The sequence below is a fragment of the Chitinibacter sp. ZOR0017 genome (genome assembly GCF_000799095.1).
In the GTDB taxonomy this organism is placed as follows: domain Bacteria; phylum Pseudomonadota; class Gammaproteobacteria; order Burkholderiales; family Chitinibacteraceae; genus Chitinibacter; species Chitinibacter tainanensis.
In genome coordinates, this window is sequence record NZ_JTLG01000045.1 from 155476 (window position 1) to 171099 (window position 15624).

Annotated in this window: 12 protein-coding genes; 5 read left to right on the plus strand and 7 right to left on the minus strand. The window is 57.5% G+C overall.

The annotated features are described in order from the left end of the window. Positions 1-81 precede the first annotated feature (81 nt). Positions 82-2433, plus strand: coding sequence for a YgiQ family radical SAM protein (locus L991_RS15190; protein ID WP_047396859.1), 2352 nt, complete (start codon positions 82-84; stop codon positions 2431-2433). Between the two features lie 94 nt (positions 2434-2527). On the opposite strand, the gene L991_RS15195 is transcribed toward L991_RS15190, so the two are convergent. From L991_RS15195 to L991_RS15205, 3 genes are all read right to left on the minus strand, one after another. Further along, positions 2528-3337: a transporter substrate-binding domain-containing protein gene (locus L991_RS15195; protein ID WP_047396860.1), complete on the minus strand. Its 810-nt coding sequence runs from the start codon at positions 3335-3337 to the stop codon at positions 2528-2530. Between the two features lie 174 nt (positions 3338-3511). Next, entirely contained in the window at positions 3512-4102 is a 591-nt protein-coding gene (locus L991_RS15200) for an NAD(P)H-dependent oxidoreductase (RefSeq protein ID WP_047396861.1), read from the minus strand. Between the two features lie 200 nt (positions 4103-4302). Then, positions 4303-5118 carry a helix-turn-helix transcriptional regulator gene (locus L991_RS15205; RefSeq protein WP_052190963.1) on the minus strand — a complete coding sequence of 272 codons (816 nt, stop codon included), beginning with the start codon at positions 5116-5118 and terminating at the stop codon, positions 4303-4305. Positions 5119-5191: 73 nt separating this feature from the next. On the opposite strand from L991_RS15205, the gene L991_RS15210 reads away from it, so the two are divergent. Continuing rightward, positions 5192-6388 (plus strand): MFS transporter, encoded by a 1197-nt coding sequence (locus L991_RS15210; protein WP_047396862.1) that lies wholly within the window; start codon positions 5192-5194, stop codon positions 6386-6388. A gap of 181 nt (positions 6389-6569) precedes the next feature. Beyond that, positions 6570-7613, plus strand: a complete 1044-nt coding sequence (locus tag L991_RS15215; RefSeq protein ID WP_047396863.1) for a hypothetical protein — start codon at positions 6570-6572, stop codon at positions 7611-7613. Positions 7614-7670: 57 nt separating this feature from the next. Here L991_RS15215 and L991_RS15220 read toward each other — a convergent pair whose 3' ends face one another. Next, positions 7671-8858 (minus strand): glycoside hydrolase family 18 protein, encoded by a 1188-nt coding sequence (locus L991_RS15220; RefSeq protein ID WP_081986717.1) that lies wholly within the window; start codon positions 8856-8858, stop codon positions 7671-7673. Positions 8859-9210: 352 nt separating this feature from the next. On the opposite strand from L991_RS15220, the gene L991_RS15225 reads away from it, so the two are divergent. Next, positions 9211-11463 (plus strand): HAMP domain-containing sensor histidine kinase, encoded by a 2253-nt coding sequence (locus L991_RS15225; protein ID WP_197053912.1) that lies wholly within the window; start codon positions 9211-9213, stop codon positions 11461-11463. 77 nt (positions 11464-11540) lie between these two features. On the opposite strand, the gene L991_RS15230 is transcribed toward L991_RS15225, so the two are convergent. Further along, positions 11541-12281: an NADPH-dependent oxidoreductase gene (locus L991_RS15230; RefSeq protein ID WP_047396866.1), complete on the minus strand. Its 741-nt coding sequence runs from the start codon at positions 12279-12281 to the stop codon at positions 11541-11543. 110 nt (positions 12282-12391) lie between these two features. Continuing rightward, entirely contained in the window at positions 12392-12988 is a 597-nt protein-coding gene (locus L991_RS15235) for a TetR/AcrR family transcriptional regulator (RefSeq protein ID WP_047396867.1), read from the minus strand. 191 nt (positions 12989-13179) lie between these two features. Here L991_RS15235 and L991_RS15240 point away from each other — a divergent pair, with 191 nt between their 5' ends. Continuing rightward, entirely contained in the window at positions 13180-13776 is a 597-nt protein-coding gene (locus tag L991_RS15240) for a YitT family protein (protein WP_034619750.1), read from the plus strand. A 112-nt stretch (positions 13777-13888) separates the two neighbouring features. Here L991_RS15240 and L991_RS15245 read toward each other — a convergent pair whose 3' ends face one another. Then, positions 13889-15235 (minus strand): esterase-like activity of phytase family protein, encoded by a 1347-nt coding sequence (locus L991_RS15245; RefSeq protein WP_052190966.1) that lies wholly within the window; start codon positions 15233-15235, stop codon positions 13889-13891. Between the last annotated feature and the right edge of the window lie 389 nt (positions 15236-15624).

Consider the following 15624-nt stretch of genomic DNA (forward strand, 5'->3'; position numbering starts at 1 on the left):
TTCCGATAAAAAACAAGTATTTAGCTGCCGCAAGCGCCGCAAATCTGCGACAATACGCGATTAGTCTGTTTTGTTGTCGCCATGAGTTCTGTTCAAGCCCCCCTCACCCCGATTTACCAGTTGCCGGCCGGCATGCAAGCCCGCCAGCCCGCCCCATTCTTGCCGATGAGCCGCAAGGAAATGGATGCGCTGGGTTGGGATGAGTGCGACATCATCATCGTGACGGGCGACGCCTATATCGATCACCCCAGCTTTGGCATGGCGCTCTTGGGCCGTTTGCTTGAAGCGCAAGGCTTTCGTGTGGGGGTGATTAGCCAGCCGGATTGGACTTCCGCCGAAGACTTCAAACAGCTGGGCAAACCGCGGCTGTATTTCGGCGTCACCGCCGGCAATATGGATTCGATGATCAATCGCTACACGGCCGACAAAAAGCCGCGCTCGGACGACGCCTATACCGCGGGTGGCGTGGCCGGCAAACGCCCCGATCGCGCGCTCAACGTGTATTGCCAACGCTGTCGTGAGGCCTATCCGGGCGTACAGATTATGGCCGGCGGCATCGAGGCTAGCCTGCGCCGGATTGCCCAATATGATTACTGGAGCGACAAAATCCGCCAGTCGGCGCTGATTTACAGCAAGGCGGATCTACTGCTGTATGGCAATGCCGAACGCGCGCTGGTGGAAGTAACTCAGCGGGTTGCCGCCGGCGAGAAAATGAGCGAAATCCGCGATGTGCGGGGCACGGCCTTTCTGGTGCCGCAGGGCTGGCGCCCCGAAGGCTGGGTGGAGATGGACTCTTCCGTGGTCGACAACCCCGGCAAGATTGATCCATTAATCAACCCGTATGCCGACGAAAGCGAGCGCCAGCAAAGCTCGCAGAGCGATACCCCCAAAGATGGCGCACAGCCAATCCGTATTGTTTCACGTGAAGCACGGCTGGCCGCGCGGCGGGAAATCCGCGGTCGCACGGTAATCCGGATTCCGTCATTCGAAACGGTAACCTACGATCCGGTCAGCTACGCCCACGCCAGCCGTACCCTGCATCTGGAATCCAACCCCGGCAATGCCCGCGCGCTGGTGCAGCAACATGGCGAGCGCGATGTCTGGATTAACCCGCCCCCGATTCCGCTGAAAACGGATGAAATGGATTACGTGTTTGACCAGTATTTTGCCCGTAATCCGCACCCCAGCTATGGCCAGCAAGTGATTCCGGCCTGGGACATGATCCGCTTCTCGATCAATATCATGCGCGGCTGTTTTGGCGGCTGTACCTTCTGTTCGATCACCGAGCACGAAGGCCGCGTGATCCAAAGCCGCTCGGAAGATTCGATCTTGCGGGAGATCGAGGAAATTCGCGACAAAACCGCCGGTTTTACCGGCCATATCAGTGATTTGGGTGGCCCCACTGCCAATATGTACCGGCTGGCCTGTAAAGACCCGGCCATCGAGCGCTCCTGTCGCCGGCTGTCCTGTGTTTACCCGGGTATTTGTGAAAACCTGAATACCGACCACAGCAGCCTGATCCAGCTCTATCGCAAAGCGCGCAAGATTCCGGGCGTGAAGAAAATCACCATCGGCTCGGGCCTGCGCTACGATCTGGCGGTGGAATCGCCCGAATATGTGAAAGAGCTGGTCACCCACCATGTCTCGGGCTATCTGAAAATCGCACCGGAGCACACCGAAGAAGGCCCATTATCGAAGATGATGAAGCCGGGTATCGGCACCTTCGAGCGCTTTAAAGACATGTTCGACCACTACAGCAAGCTGGCCGGCAAAAAGCAGTATCTGATTCCGTATTTCATCGCCGCCCACCCCGGCACCAGCGATGAAGACATGCTGAATCTGGCATTGTGGCTGAAGAAAAATAATTTCCGCCCCGATCAGGTACAGGCCTTTACGCCCACGCCGATGGCCATGGCCACCACCATGTGGCACACCAAGCGCAATCCACTCAAACGCATTGCGCGTAGCTCGGAAAAAGTGGACATCATTCGGGATGAAAAACGCCGTAAAGTCCACAAAGCCTTTTTGCGTTATCACGATCCAAAAAACTGGCCGCTGCTGCGCGAAGCGCTGATCAATATGGGCCGTGCCGATTTGATCGGCCCGGGGCAGCACCAGCTGATCCCGCCGGAAAGCGCCGCCGAGAAAACCATGAGCGCACCAAAAGGCAATGCCCGCGGTGGCGGTGGCCCAGGTTCTGTGGGCCGGATACCCAACCGGGGTAAGGCCAGCAGTGGCAATCAAAGAAATGCTGCTGGGGCAATACCTCGCAATGTCGCTGGCAAGCCCCTGGGCAAAGCCGGTGGCCCCACCAGCCCTCACGCCAGCAACTTCGCCGGCAGCAAACCGGCCAACAACAAGGCCGGCGCTAAACCTGCCAGCCCACGCCCAGCCGCGGGCAAGCCCGCCGGTGGTGCGAAAAAGCCACGCTGAGCGCGCCCTATACCACCAAGTCTGGCGACACCTGCCCACAAAAAAGCCCCGCACTGCGGGGCTTTTTATTCTGGCGATCAGTACTGGCTAAGGCTTAATTGCGGCTTGGGTTGATTTTGAAAATCCGCGCAATCGGCGCGCTGCTGGCCGGGCCAAACCAGCGGTTGAAAATCGTCAGCGCTTCGCCGCTGTTTTCCATATCCACCAGCGCATTATTAATCGCAGTTTGCAGGGTTTTCTCGTTTTTAGGGAGGCCGACCGAATACACTTCCAGTGCGAGGGCGAAATCGGTAATCGCATAGCGATTGCGCTGGGCTTCCGGCAGTTTGTTCAGCGCCATGGCCAGCACTGGCGCATCATCCACCACGCCTTCCACGATATCGGCATTCAGCGCCTTGATGGTTTCCGGCACATCATCAAACTCGGCCAGCTTGGTTTTGCTGAAGTTTTGCCGCAAGAGCTTGGCACCGGTTGAGGCATTTACCGCCGCCAGATAAGCGCCGGCTAAGTCTTTATCGCTCTTGAAACGGCCTTTTTTGGCCAGAATGCGCGTATCGGTCACAAAATAACCCACGCTGAAATCAATCTCTTTTTCCCGCTCAGGTGTGCGCGACAGCACGGCGATGACGATGTCAGCTTTGCCTTGTTTCAGCCACGGCAGACGATCATTGGATTCCAGGGTTTTGAAGATCGGTTTGACATTCAGGCGCTTGGCAATGCCCAGGGCGAAATCAATGTCATAGCCGCGCAAAGCGCGGGTTTGCGGATCCATTTGCGAGAACGGCGGCGACGAATCACGCACCCCGATCACGATGGTGCCGTTGCGCTGGATGCTTTCCAGCGATGTAGCCTGAACCCATTGGGTCATGGCCAGCAATACGATGGCCAATAAGGAACGAAACATACTGCTTCCCCTTGCGGTGCGATGGTCTTTTTAATGTAGCCGTTCTGCGGCGAACTGCAGCGCCTTTTCCATCCTGCGAAGGTGAAGCTAGGCGATGCAAGTCGCGCAGTGTAGGCCAATTTATGACAGCAGCCTGTTAGGGAAACAACTAAGCCCGACAGTGCGGGCGGAGGATTAGCCGAGCTGGCGCAGTGCCGCGTGCAGATGGTCGCGATAGCGGGCAAAATCATTCTCGATTTGCGGGGCTTTGATCACGTCATTGCACATAAAGGTGGGCAGTGGCTGCAGGCCCAGAAACTGATTGGCTTTATGCAGCGGGAAATATACCGCATCCACCCCGCGCCCTTCAAAAAACTGCGCCGGGTCGCTAAAGGCCTCGGTAGGGGCATTCCAGGTGACCGAAAGCAAATAGCGTTTACCCGCCAACAGCCCGCCCGAGCCGTATTTTTTGCTCGCATCGTGGCGGCTGCGGCCATCGCTGGCATACAGCCGGCCGTGGCCGGCGGTGAAGACTTCATCGAGGTATTTTTTCAACGTCCATGGTGGACCCATCCACCACGCTGGCATTTGGTAAATCAGCACATCTGCGGCCAAGATTTTCTCGACTTCGGCCTCGATCTCGTAGCCTGCTTCCAGCTCAGTCACGCTGACCTGATGCCCCAGCTGACGCAGCTCGTCTTGCGCCAGCGCCGTCAGCGCATTGTTGAGGCCCCCCGCCGAATGCGCCATGGCTTTGGCCGCGTTGATGATGAGAACATGGGCCATAAGGCACCTCCTGAGCAGACAAAATAGAATGTCAAAAGCATATCGCGCGCCCGGTGCGGGCAATAGGCGACTTTTACCGGCTAGGGCTGGTAAAAATACATGCAGGCGGCGAAAACTGATACTTAACCCAGGGTATATCTCCACAGGCGTTTTCTAGTAATGGTCACAAGGCAATACCCATACCAGTCAAGTCGACGGACCTAAGCAAAAAAGTCGCTGGGCGAGCAGGCAAATTGGCGCTTAAACATCGCGCTAAAAGCGCTGGGGCTGTTGTAGCCACAATCAAGCGCTACATCCAGCACCCGCTCGCCTTGCGCCAGCCGCTCCAGCGCATTCAGTAGCCGCGCCTGCCGGCGCCAATCGCCCAACGTCATGCCGGTGGCTTTGCGAAACCGCCGCTGCAGAGTGCGCACTTCCAGCCCGGCGTGGTTCGCCCAATCTTCGCTACTGCGCGCATCATCCGGCTCGGCCAGCAGCGCACGGCAAATGGGGGCCAACAACGGGTCAGCCGGCATTGGCAGCTGCAAACTCAAGGTGGGCAGCGATTTCACTTCATTCAGCAGTAATTCGGCAATCAGCCGCTGCCGCGGCGGCATAGGCTGCACTTCATAATCAATACTGATCGCGGCCAGAATCAACTCGCGCATTAGCGGCGTGATTTCCAGTACGCAACATTCCGCAGGCAAGCCCGGCACCGCATCCGGCCGCACATACAGCGAGCGCACTTCCACATGCCCAATCATCAGCACCTCATGCCACACGCCGGGCGGCACCCAGATCCCGCGGTTGGGCGGCACGATCCATTGCCCGTGCGGGGTAATCACCCGCATCACCCCGCTAATGGCATACAGCAGCTGGGTCACCTCATGCCAATGCCGCGGGGTGGAAGAACCGGGCGGATGATCGGCGGCCTTGCCATGCAATAAGGCGCCCTGCATCGCCCGCAGGGGGCCAACTCGTTCAACCAGCATGTCGTTTTCTCGATGGTGTTTGTCATATTTGCGTGAGACAGACATAGCTTAGCGCCCTAAGATGGCTTTGTCTTGCGCAAGACGCTTGTCGTTTTCATTCACCCGCAGGAGTACAACCATGACCACCGCCGCCACCGTGCGTGCCGCCGTTAGCGATGCGGCGCAGCGCACCCAATACCGCGTTCTGGGGGCCATCAGCAGCGCGCATTTTTTAAATGACATGATGCAATCGCTGATTCTGGCGCTTTACCCCATGCTTAAAGGCACTTACCACCTCAGTTTTACCCAGCTGGGGCTGCTCACCCTCACCTACCAGCTCGCGGCATCGATTTTGCAACCGCTGGTGGGGCAAATCACCGACCGCCGTCCTCAGCAACACGCCCTGGTCGTCGGCATGGGCTTTACGCTGGCGGGCTTGCTGCTGCTGTCGCAAGCGCACACCTTTGCGCTGTTGCTGCTGGCCGCTGCGCTGGTGGGCACCGGCTCGTCGATTTTTCACCCGGAAGCCTCGCGCATCGCCCGCCTGGCCTCGGGCGGGCAGCATGGCTTGGCGCAGTCGCTGTTTCAGGTTGGCGGCAATGCTGGCAGTGCCTGCGGCCCTTTGCTGGCGGCATTGATTGTGATTCCACTCGGGCAGCCCAGCTTGGCGTGGTTTTCTGGCGCCGCCTTGCTGGCCATGGCCGTCTTGCACTGGATTAGCCGCTGGTTTGCCGCCCAACACCAGGCGCAAACACGCCACGCCAGGGCCAAAGCCATGCCCTTCAGCCGCGGGAAAACCATCTGGATTATGGGCGTGTTGCTCACGCTACTGATGACCAAATTTGTGTATATGGCCAGCTTTCAGAGCTACTACACCTTTTATCTGATCGAGCGCTTTGCCCTCGCACCGCAACAGGCGCAGCTGCTGCTGTTCGTTTTTTTGTTTGCCGTGGCGCTGGGCACTTTGGCCGGCGGGCCGATTGGCGACCGGCTGGGGCGCAAAGTGGTGATCTGGTTTTCGATTCTGGGTGCCGCGCCCTTTGCCCTGTGGCTGCCGCAGGTGGGGCTAGTCGCCACCGTGCTGCTGAGCTTCGTGGTAGGGCTGATTATGTCATCGGCGTTCTCCGCCATGCTGGTCTACGCGCAAGAATTAATGCCGGGCAAGGTGGGTACGGTAGCCGGATTATTCTTTGGTCTGGCGTTTGGCATCGCCGGCCTTGGCGCAGCGGTGGTGGGGCGGCTGGCCGATCACTATGGCATTGTGGCGGTGTATCAGGCGCTGGCCTATTTGCCGCTACTGGGGATTGTGGCCGGTTTGCTGCCCAAGCTGAAATAAGCACCGCCTGCCCGGCATCGGTTATGGCGGCGAAGCTAGCATGACCGTTCTGCGCCAAGGCAAACATCGCTGCACAAGCCCATGCGATAATGGGCTTTTGCAGCGATCTAGCATTGCCAAAATACCCCACAAGGGTATAAGCCCAGAGACAATGATTTAAATAAAGAACCAGGCCATACCCATGAGCAGCACACCTTATTATTGCGAACTGAGCACGGAACATCGTCAACAAGCCCAGCGCCATGTGGCGCAAATTGTGGAACAAGCGATTGAACATCCGCCCGGCGCGCCCGCCCTGATCGTGTTTGATACCGAATGTCCGCTCGCCCCGCTGCTGGCCGACGCGTATCAGGCCGCCTTGCCGCAAGCGCCGCGGCTGGAAATCAGCACGGTAAGTAACGAAGAAGTGCTGGCCCGTTTTGCCGCGCTGCCTGCTGGCGCGCTGGTGGTGTTGATTCAATCCACGCATTTTCGGCTAGATGCCTATCGCCTGCGGGTGCAGCTGTTTGCGCAAGGGCTGAAGGTCATCGAACACGTACACCTTGCCCGCATGATTAACGCCGAGGCGCCGCGCTATATCGCCGCCCTCGCTTACGATGCCGACTACTATCGGGGCACCGGCCAGGCGCTGCAGGCGCGCATCGCCAGCGCCCCGCATGCCCGGCTGATCAGTGCACGCGGCGATGTACTGCATTACGGCCCGCTCGAGCCGGCCAAGCTCAATGTCGGCGACTACCGGCAGCTGAACAATATTGGCGGGCAATTTCCGATTGGCGAAGTATTTACCGAAGCCATCGACCTCACCAGCGTGCATGGCCGCGCGCAGGTGTATGTGTTTGGCGATACCACCTTCCACTGCAATTTCCCCGCCACCCCTATCACCATCGAGGTAGCCGCCGGGCGCATTGTGGCCGTAGAAGACAGCACACCCGAATTCGACGCAGTGCTGGCACGGATCCGCGAAGTAGAAGGCGAAGTATGGCTGCGCGAGCTGGGCCTTGGGCTCAACCGCGCCTTTGATCGCGAGAACACCGTGAGCGATATTGGCACCTACGAGCGCCTATGCGGCGTGCACCTATCCTTGGGCGCCAAACACGGCAGCTACAACAAACCTCAATTCAAGCGCAAAGACACCCGCTTTCACATCGATGTCTTCGTGGATATTGCCGGTGGGGTATGGCTGGGGGAAGACAACCTCTACCAGCAGGGGGGCTGGGTGGTGTAGTGATCTCAGCAAGTAAAAACGGGCGCCTTAGCGCCCGTTTTTTCACTGCACGCGAGCTTACTTGCTCACGGGCCGCAGCGCTTGGTTGATTTGTTTTAACAAGGTCTCTTTGCGATCACCGGATAGCTCCCAAATCATCGCACCGCCCAGTTTTTTCTGCTTTAGATAATCCAGCTTCAAACCCAGCGACTGGTTGTCTTCATAGGTAATGAATTCGCCACTTTTAGGGTTAAACAAAAATGGGACTTTGCTAACATCGTTCCAATAACGGGTAAAACCATCTTGATTGACGAGTTTTTTCTCGATCTCGCTATAGTCCAGATTGCCTGCTTCCCAGCTCCCACGACCTTTGCCCGCGCAATCTTGGTACTCACCATTATTTTCGGCCTTACAACCCTTCCAGCTGTACCCATAAAATGGCACCCCTAAGACAATTTTCTGGCTCGGCACTCCTTCAGCCAATAGCATCTCCACCACTTTGCTGATGTTATTGTTCGGGCTGTTACTCTCGCGGGTATAGGCTGGATCATGGTATAGCGGCGCAACATGACCGGAATGCTTATTCCAGCCACCATTGTAGTCGTACGCCATCAAGTTCATGAAATCGACCACTTGCGCCACCTTGCCCATCTCGGTGTTTTTAATCCAGCGCTCACCCGGCCCAATCGCTGTCGTCAACAGATAGGATTTTTTATCTGCCTTGCCAGCGACATCTAGTGCTTCACGCAGGGCGGTCATCAGCAAGGTGTAGTTCTGTTTGTCTTCAGGGCGCTCGATATTGCCAGCATTCCCGCCAGTGACAGGGAATTCCCAATCAATATCCACCCCATCGAACTGATGCTGACGAATAAATTCAACCGCACTATCGGCAAACACCTTCCGACTTTGCGGGGTTAGCGCCACATCGGAGAAATGTTTCGACCAGGTCCAGCCCCCTACCGAGATGAGCGTTTTCAGGTTTGGATTTTTCTTTTTCAGCTGCCGTAGCTGACGGAAATTATTTTTACCGCTGCTATCCACATTGCCATCCCCAATCACCACCTTGCCGCCCTCAATATTGGCAAAGGCAAAATTCAGATGCGTGAGCTTAGTTGGGTCTACGTCACTGGGCATGTAATTACGGGTATAGGCTCCCCAAGAGATTGAGTACCCTACCACTTTGTAATCTGCCTCTGCAGCACCGGCGAGCTGCACAGCCCCGATCATCATGCCGGCCAATACAAACCGGGCTATTCCTGTTTTCATTTGCGCGTACCTTCTTGGTTTTATTCGTCATTCCTAAATAAACTAAGCCAATGGCCTGATACCTAGGTTGCACCAGTATAGAGGTGACGCCGGCTCACCTAAGTAAGCCACACGTGAATGTTGCAAAGAAGTTTCAGTGCAGACCTTATCCACAGCGAGGCCAGTGATGGTGAGCGTGCCCATAGCCCTTTATGAGCACGTATACCACCTTGGTTAGCCCACCTAGAGAAGTCTGGGCTCGCAGCAATCAAATTGCATTTCGTCGGTTCATTCTGCCGACTATCGCCACTGATAGCGGCGAATGCTCTGCCTGCACACCATACTAAAATGCCCTGATGCGCAAGGACTTGCCGTGCACACCGCCCTCGCCCGCATTGATCGCGTTTCTCGCGAGCATCCTTTTTTGGCTTTCCGGCTGGCAGTGCATTTTGCCGCCGAAGCGGAGGCGGCTGGGCGGGATGATTTACTCCTAGATGCCTGCTATGCGCGCTATCTGATTCATGAACGACGAGGTGAGATCCACCTGATCCAAGGTGAAATCGAGGCTGGCATCGCGACCGCCAACCGCCTAGGGCTTACCGCCCAAGGCGCGCGGCTACTGCAGGCGCGGGGACGTATCGCCCAGATTCAGGGCCGCTATCAACAGGCGATTGAGGCCTGGATGCAGGCACTCGAACTCGCCACCGTGGTCGAGGATCACGAAACACAGGCTGAAGCCCGCATTGGCCTTGCCCATGCCAATATCGAGCTGCAAAACCCGGATGAAGGCCGTCGCTATTTGCTATCCGCCAGCGCACCGGTGGCTGCCGCCGGTAGCGTTTACCTCGCCGCCAAACTTGCACTAAATCTCGGGGTGATGTGTGTGCAGTATCAGCAATGGGCTGAATCATTGCAGCATTTCACAACCGGCTTGGCGCATGCGCAGGCGGGGCGCATCCGTGAATACGTGGCCGAAGCCTACTGGCATATTGGCCATGCGCAAATGGAACTCACTCAGCTCGCTAGCGCCGAAACCAATCTGCAGCAGGCCATTGAACTCTCACGGCAAATTCATTGCCTGTGGCTTGAAAGTGTCAGCCTCGATTCGCTGGCCACGCTCTTTCGTCATAGCGGGCGGCTAAGCGACGAAATTACCTGTCTGCTGAGTGCCTACACCCTAGCCGAGAAAACCGGCTCCCTAGCGCGCCAGCTGGATTATGTCACCGCCCTGGTCAACGCCTACGAGCGGCAGGGCAATCTGGTGCAGGCGATGCACTGGGTGCACCTGGAACGGCAGCTCAATGCCGAGCATTTCAAGCGCAGCTTGGCACCGGTTCATCGCAACATGAAAGCGCTGGATTTAAGCGAGCAAGATGCGCACGAACAACTGCTGACCTTGTCGCTACAAGAATTGAGCGACATCCACCTTGAAGACGCACTGCCCAACCTATTAGTGCAGGCTAAACCACTGCTGCAAGTGGAATGGCTGGGCCTATGGCTTCACCATCCCCAGCGAGCGGCAGCAATACTTGCTGCCGAAGCGCCAACCTTAGGCCAAGCTGCCAAAACTGTACGCGCGGATGAATTTCCCGCCACCCAGCGTTTACTCACGCAACTCAGTAGCCCATTACCGCTTTCGCGTGCCACCCTGCATGAAGCTGCGGCTGAATTTGCCCGCCTGCTAGGCCAGCCCATTACCTCACTGCTATTTGTGCCGGTACGGCAGCGACAACAATGCGGGCTACTGGTACTCAGTCAAGGCAAAGGCCCAGCGGCACTCCCGCACAACTGGAGCCGCGATGATCTATTTCGCGCCAGCTTGCTGCAACAACTCATCGAGCGCCAGCTGGCCGAAGATGCACGCCAACAGCTACAACAGGCGCTCGAACGCGGCGAGCGGGTCCATGCGCTGGGCGCTTTGGTCGCGGCCGTGGCGCATGAGCTGAATACGCCCGTGGGCGTGTGCGTCACCACGGCCAGCATCCTCAGCAGCAACCTGCAGCGTTTACAAGATGACTTCAGCCGCGGCAAGCTGGCCAAATCGGTACTGAGCGAGTTCCTCGCCCAGCACAGCAGCGCCAGCGACACGCTCGAACGCAATCTGAGCCGAGTCGTGGCGTTGATCGAGCGCTTTCGCAATCTGAGCAAACAGCCCGCGAGTGACCCATGGCAAAGCGTAAATCTAGGCGAACTACTCAACAGCCTAGCCCCCGAACTCGCATACACGATGCTGCCCCCGACTATCGAGCTGCAACTACATGGCGCCACGCTACACACGGCAGTGCCAGTGGTGGTACTAGCGCAGATTTTGGGGCAGCTGTTTGAAAATGCGGCCCAACACGCCTTCAGTGGCCGCCAAGCGGGTTGCTTGCAATTGAGCTGGGCACAAGTAGGGGATGAGATCGAGCTGGTGTATCAGGATGATGGCCATGGCGTAGCGGCCAAACAGGTAAAACGGATTTTTGATCCCTTTTTTACTTCTAAATTTGGACAAGGCACCAATGGGCTGGGACTCACCCGTGTCTATCAACTGGTCACACAGCAGCTCCACGGCAGCTTGCATGCAGAAAGTGATCTTGGCCAGGGCCTGAGGCTCACGATTCGCTGGCCATGGCGGCAAGCATAAAGGGGTATTGCCCATAAACCATCGAGATCAATGGTCTATGGCAAAATACCCCCCTCATTTATTTGCTCACTCATGTCTTACTGGTCAAACCCAAAACCCTGCTTGCGCGCCACTGGGGCCACTTGCGGAAAATAGAATTGCGAGTAGAACTGTGCGGTATTGGCCGACCATGGTTTGCCATCGCCACGGCCAATGCTTTGCCAGAATTCGCTCAGCGTTTGATCGTAGGCATCGATGTGCGCCGGCAGCTCGGCCGCTTGGTAGGTTTCGTGATGCACAAAGCTGGCGCGGGGCAGACGCGGTTTCAGCGGGCTATCGGTGGCCACATGGCCGATCACCACCCCGGCAATCGGGAAGGTATTGGCTGGCAGTTGCAGCAAATCAATCATGGCCTGTGGATCACGGCGAATACCCCCGATGGGTACCACGCCCAAACCAGCCGCCCGTGCCGCGGTCATCAGATTACCCAGGGCAATGCCGGCATCGACCGCACCCACGCCAAAGCCTTCCACGCTTTGCTGAATCACATGTTCGATGCCGTGCTTGGCCAAAGCTTGGCTGGTTTTGTGGAAATCGATCACCACCGTCACAAACACCGGCGCTTGGGCAATCCAAGGCTGGCCACCGGCGATTTCGGCGATTTTGGCGCGGCGGGCAGCATCTTGTACCACCACCAGCGACACTTGCTGGCCATTGATCGAGGTTGGGCCTTTGTAGGCCGCATCCAAAATGGCATCCAGCACCGCAGGCTCAATGGCTTGCTCGGTATAGCTACGGACACTGCGGTGTTGGTGCATCACTTCCAGCGTGGCATTCATGGTGTATCTCCAAAGTACAGTCAATCAATTAGACCAGTCGTCTAGTTTAAAACTCAAAAAAAGCCGCCGTGAGGCGACGAAACATCTGCCGGCCAGTAGGCCGGCGCGGTTTATTGGGCCGGCCCTGCCGGCAATAACCATTCGGTTTGTTGCAAAGCGCGCTCTAGCGGCGCACTGCTCTGCTGAATCTTGCCCAGCAAGGCGCTGCCCATCCACAAGCTATACAAAGTGCTGGCCAGCTGGCTGGGCGGCTGGCTGGCCACCAGCTCGCCGCTGTGCTGACCGCGGGCAATCGCTTCGCTCAGCAAGGCTTCGATGGCTTGCGTACCTTGAGCCAGCGTGGTGCGCATGGCGCTGGATAAATCGGCCACTTCCGCGCCCAATTTCAGCGCCAGACAGCCGCCAGCTTGGCATTGCTGATGGGTGATCCAGCCGCCAAAATACTGCAACAAAGCCGCGCGGACATTGCCCTGCGCGGGCGAGAGCTGCTGTGCCAAGCGCGCCTGGTAATCGGCAAAATACCGCTCCAGCATCGCCACCCCAAAGCCTTCTTTCGAGCGGAAATAATGATAGAACGAGCCTTTGGGCACGCCCGCTGTTTGCAAAATTTCGGCCAAGCCGGTGGCGGCAAAGCCTTTATGCAAGATAATTTGCTCAGCGGTGGCCAGAAGATGGCTGCGGGTATCGTCGGTGCTGGTTTTCATCATGGCGCCATCCTACTAGACGACTGGTCTAGTAGCAAGCCCCTGCGCCTGCCGCTCGTCACTTGTTGCTGTGGGAATTTGCCGCACGGCCGCCTGCGCGCGGGCTAGCGTGCTACTAACTGTGGAAAAACCCAACTGCGCCGCGCGTGATTTTCCCTTATCGTGCCGCACCTTTGCTGCTGTGGAGCATCACCATGCCCAAACGCCATACCTGGCTGGAAGACGCCCAAGGCTTACTCACCGGTGTCTTGTTAATGGCGCTGGCCATCCAGTTTTTCAAGCACGCCGGTTTGCTCACTGGCGGGATTACTGGCCTGGCCTTTTTGCTGTATTACGCCACCCACTGGGCCTATGGCGCGATCTTTTTCGCCATTAGCTTGCCGTTTTATCTGTTTGCCTACCGTGTGCTGGGGCGCGAATTTACGCTCAAAACCTTTCTGTGCATCGCCATGCTGTCGGTGCTGGCCGATTGGCTGCCGCACTGGATTCAATTTGGCCAGCTACAGCCCTGGTTTGCCAGCATTATTGGCGGCCTCTTGGCCGGAATCGGGATTTTAATGCTGATCCGGCACAAGGCCAGCTTGGGCGGGGTAACCGTGATGGCGCTGTTTTTGCAGCAGCGCCATGGCTGGCGCGCCGGGCATATCCAGCTGGTGTTTGATCTGTGTATTTTGGCCGCGGGCGCCATGACGGTGAGCGGCGAGAAACTATTGCTGTCGATCATGGGCGCAGTGGCGCTGAATCTGGTCATTGCCATCAATCACCGCCCTGGCCGCTATATGGGCATGTAGGGTATTGGGCTGTGTGCCTTATATTAATTAGCACTCAAGCCAATACCCATAATGCAACATAACTAGGTAAAGGCACCTGACTGATTTCAGCTCAGCCCGGTGCCGCCCTATTTTACTGCGGGTAATACGCGCTCAGTGGCTGTTTCAGTTTCAGCAGCCACAGCTCGGAGTCTTCTTTGGTGGCTTTGACCTGCAGCGCTTCGCCTTCGGGCAAACGGCCATCTTTGATCAGTACATCATCCAGATCTTTGCCACTGGCCAGCTCGGCTTTCAGGCCGAAATCGTTGTCGTTAATCAGCGCCAGCTGACCATCCACCACCGTTAAGCCTTCGGCTTTCTCGGCCTGCCAGCCGATTTCGCGCAGATCAAACATCCGCTGCTTGCGAATCAGCTTGAGGCCGGCCAATTGCTCGGCGGTAGCGTATTCGGCCTCTTTGCCCTCCAGCTGCGGCAACGCTTCGGCGCCGGCAATGTCGATCACATACAGCACATTGCGCATCTGTTTATCTTTGCCCTTGCCCTGCTCCACCAGCACGAAGCGCTGATTATCCAGCGCCACCAGATCACCGATTTTGGCATCGCCATTTTTCTTGTAGGCGGTGCTATCCAGCGGGTAGCCCAGCATGCGGGTCGCGCCGGTGGTCGGGTCTAGCTCCAGCAAGCGGATAATGCCGGCGCTGTGTTTGGTTTCACCATTGATATTGAGGGTGGATTGCAGCATGGCGTAGATCTTGCCATTCGGGGTGCGCGCCACGGCTTCAAAGCCGCGATTCGGCTGGCGGTATTGCAGTACCTCGGGTAGGCCGCGGCCCGGGGCCAGCTGTTGCAGTACTTTGCCGGTTTTGGCTTCCACTTTCAGCAGGAAGGGGCCGTATTCATCCACCACCCACAGATGACCTTTGCCATCAGGCACGATGCCCTCAGGATCTACCCCACGCGGATGCGCCGGCAGCACCGCCAGCGTGTCGCTCAGCGCCACTTCACCGGTCGCCCCCACCGTACCCGCGGGCAGCGGCAAACCGCTCGCCGGGCCTTCAGCAAACTGGAACGGCCGGCTCTGAATCACACTGGCGCTCTTGCCCCGCACCAGCTTGATCTGGGCAAAACGGGGCTGGTAATCCGGGGTGAGGAAAATCTTGCTCTCCAGCTTTTTGCCCCCCTCTTGCACGCGCGGCGCATCGCCATTCGGGCCGCGATCGCCAGTGGCCCAGAACAGCAAATTACCCTGCGCATCTTTACCCTTAAACGCCAGGCCCGAGCCCGGTGCAAACGGCAGCCCCTGCGGGAATTCGCTGGCAAAAGCACCGTTGTACGGCAGATTGAACTTGGCCGGGCTTTGCAGCGCATAGCGCTCTACCGCCGCCACCTGTGGATGATTGACGCTCTCAGCGCGAAAAGCCTCGCCCGCTTGCGCCCCACTTGCCAGCACTGCCGCCAGCATCCATGCCCATTGCTGCATACCCACCTCGTTAAATGAAATCTGCTTGCAATATTACGCAGCGGCGATGACGAAACGATGACAAATTGGGTAGGTGCCGCTAGTCAGCAAGCGCCCGCGTGCAGGCTAAGCAAAAACCCAAATATCAAATACCTATACCCTGTATATACACCTAGACTTTGCAAAAATTAGCCTCTGCTAACATACCCATAGTTACAATTTCAGCCACGCGCGCGTTTGCCGTTGAGCGTCACCACTCGTCGGCTTACATTCAAGTTTTGATAAGCCATACCTCGGTACGGTATCGGTGGGCGAAATCGGCAGGGCTTAGCGGCGGCTGGCGATACCCTGCCGCGCAAAAAGCAAGCCAAGCCCGCGACGGGCGGCGGCCACTAGGCCGAAGTGATTTT